Here is a 3,037-nt window from a genome sequence, read left to right on the forward strand (position 1 = left end):
AGTGTTGCCAAAGGAATCCCCACCAACCAAGCAAAAGCTCGGCCAGCACGGGGTCATAAAACTAATTGGCACTGGCTTATCAAGCACCCTGTTGAGTTCTCAAAGAACAACCACACACCATCCGAAACCCCCAACACGAGGGCCCCGTCCGGGGCATCCACAAACCCTACACCCGCCACACTCTCGCACCGGGCACTTTTACTACGTTACCCTCCGGTTTCCGCACTGTCAAACCGGAACATCCCGATCCGACCGCTTCCACCCGAATTGCGGGCACCACACATTTGCCGGCTCGCACCGGCTCACTCGTGGCTTCCGGCAGGCCGGCCGCCGCGGTTTCCCGCAGCTCGCCCGGTTCCCTGCCAGCGTCAAACACTACCCGGTCAGTCGCGCCTCGCCAAATCCGCCCTCCGGCAGATCCGGGGCACCGCCCGGCCCGGCTCACTGTGAGTGTCAACCCCGAGACCCGGTGCTCTATTCCGCGCTCCGGCCTTGGGACTTCCGCCCCGTTTCGCCCGTTCCGCGCTCGCAGAGAGAAAGCTACGCCTCCGGCGGATCGGTCGTCAAATCCGCCGGGGGCGTCCCGCGTCACACTCCCGACGCACCGCTATTGACGCAGCTCGACGCCGGCGAACGACTTCTTGCCGCGACGCAGGACCAGGTACCGGCCGTGCAGCAGGTCCTCCGGCGTCGGCCTCGCGTCCACCTCGGTGATCCGGTTGTTGTTGACGTACGCGCCGCCCTCGGCGATGACCCGCCGGGCCTCCTTCGCGCTCGGCACCAGACCCGACTCCCGGAGCAGCCCGGCGACGTCGGGCAACTCGTCGAGGTGCACCAGCCCGGCCTCGGTCAGGGCCGCCCGCAGCGTCTCCGGGGTGAGGTCGTCCAGCGACCCCCGGCCGAAGAGGGCCTGGCTGGCGGCGACCGCCTGAGCCATCTCCCGCTCGCCGTGCACGAGGGTGGTCAGCTCCTCGGCGAGGGCCCGCTGGGCGAGTCGGGCCGCCGGCCGCTCCGCGGTCTCCTTCTCCAGCCGCTCGATCTCGTCGCGGGAGCGGAAGCTGAAGTAGCGCAGGTAGCGGACCACGTCGCGGTCGTCGGCGTTGAGCCAGAACTGGTAGAACGCGTACGGGCTGGTCAGCTCGGGGTCGAGCCAGACCGCGCCGCCCTCGGTCTTGCCGAACTTCGTGCCGTCGGCCTTGGTCACCAGTGGCGTCACGAACGCCTGCACGGGCCCGGCCCCCCGCCGGCGGACGTAGTCCACCCCGGCGGTGATGTTGCCCCACTGGTCGGAGCCGCCGAACTGGAGCTGGCAGCCGTGCCGGCGGTGCAGCTCGTAGAAGTCGTTCGCCTGGAGCAGCTGGTAGCTGAACTCCGTGAAGCTGATGCCGGTCTCCAGCCGGGCCTTCACCACCTCCCGTGCCAGCATCTTGTTGACCGGGAAGTGCTTGCCGACGTCGCGGAGGAACTCGACCACCGACATCTCGCCGGTCCAGTCCAGGTTGTTGACCAGCCGCGCCGCGTTCTCGCCCGTGTACGAGACGAAGGGCGAGAGTTGGTCGCGGATACGACCGACCCAACCGGCCACCACCTCGGGCGGGTTCAGCGTCCGCTCGGCGCTCTCCTTCGGGTCGCCGATCTGCCCGGTGGCCCCGCCGACGAGCAGCAGGGGCCGGTGCCCGCCGAGCTGGAGCCGGCGGGCCGTGGTGACCTGCATCAGGTGGCCGACGTGCAGGCTGGCCGCCGTCGGATCGAAGCCCACATAAAAGGTGGCGCTTCCGCCGTCGAGCAGCGTGCGCAGCTCGTCGAGGCCGGTCGAGTCCTGGATGAGGCCTCGCCACCGTAGGTCTTCGGTCAGAAAGTCCCGCCCGGTCGGCGGGGGGCTGCTGTCGGTCACGGTCACCGATTCTCCCCCATCGCCGGAACCGGCAGATACCGGGTTTGCCACTGATCACGGTTGGCTAGGCTGGCCCTTCCCACTCGAGGAGGAGCCGTCGTGGAGTTGCCCGAATTGACCGGGGGCTTCATCGCCCTGCTTGGCCTGAAGTTCGACGAGGCGACCGCCGACCGGGTCGTCGTCCGCTGGCGGGTCCGCCCGGACCTGCACCAGCCGTACGGCATCCAGCACGGCGGGGTGTACTGCGCGGTGGTGGAAACCGCCGCGAGCATCGGCGGGGCCCTGTGGCTGGGCGGACAGGGTCGGGCGGTGGGGGTTTCGAACCAGACGGACTTCCTGCGCGCGGTTCGCGAGGGCGAGCTGACGGCCGTCGGCACGCCGGTGCACCGGGGCCGCAGCCAGCAGCTGTGGCAGGTGGAGATCTCCGACGACGCGGGGCGGCTGGTCTCGCGGGGCCAGGTGCGTCTGCAGAACCTCAGCGCGAGCTGACCCACCACGGGCGGCCGATCCGCCGCCGGATGCCCGGTTTAGGGCTTAGGAAGTATCCTGCCCGGTTATCGTCGCGACGATGGCATCCGTCGGCCCGTACCCGAGGTGAGGAAGCTCCTCGCCGCGACGCTCGGCGTGCTCTCCGCCGTCGGCGGGTTCGTGGACATCGGCGACCTGGTGGCGGCGAGTCAGGCGGGGGCGCGCTTCGGCATGGCGCACGCCTGGGTGGTGCTGGTCGGGGTGGTCGCCATCTGCGCGTACGCCGAGATGGTCGGACGGGTCGCGGCCGTGAGCGGCCGGGCGGTGTTCGACCTGGTCCGGGAGCGGCTGGGGCCCCGGGTGGCGCTGCTCAACCTGGTCGCCTCCTACCTGGTGACCGTGCTGACCCTCGCCGCCGAGTTGGGCGGCGTGGGGTTGGCCCTGCAACTGGCCTCCGGGCTGAGCTACCTGCTCTGGGCGCCGCTCGCCGCGGCGGCGGTCTGGCTGGTGCTGTGGCGGATGCGGTTCCAGCTCATGGAGCGGGTGTTCGGCCTGGCCGGGCTGGCCCTGGTGGTGTTCGCGGTGGCGCTGTTCCGGCTGCCCACCGACTGGGCGGCGCTCGGGCGCACGGTGGTGCACGGCGGCGCGGCGGGGCAGGGCTGGGGGGCTTACTGG

General features: G+C 70.2%; 3 protein-coding genes. 2 read left to right on the forward strand and 1 reads right to left on the reverse strand.

All coding sequences use genetic code 11. The annotated features are described in order from the left end of the window. Nucleotides 1–607 precede the first annotated feature (607 nt). Complete coding sequence (gene tyrS / locus E1258_RS31530) at nt 608–1,894, reverse strand: tyrosine--tRNA ligase (protein WP_132407506.1); 1,287 nt, start codon at nt 1,892–1,894, stop codon at nt 608–610. Nucleotides 1,895–1,993: 99 nt separating this feature from the next. Here tyrS and E1258_RS31535 point away from each other — a divergent pair, with 99 nt between their 5' ends. Next, on the forward strand, nt 1,994–2,383 hold the full coding sequence (locus E1258_RS31535) for a PaaI family thioesterase (RefSeq protein WP_132407504.1): 390 nt from the start codon (nt 1,994–1,996) through the stop codon (nt 2,381–2,383). A 105-nt stretch (nt 2,384–2,488) separates the two neighbouring features. Continuing rightward, nucleotides 2,489–3,037: divalent metal cation transporter (locus tag E1258_RS31540; protein ID WP_165949958.1), on the forward strand; the 549-nt coding region annotated here is incomplete at its 3' end.

It is taken from the genome of Micromonospora sp. KC207 (assembly GCF_004348615.1).
Classification (GTDB): Bacteria; Actinomycetota; Actinomycetes; order Mycobacteriales; family Micromonosporaceae; genus Micromonospora.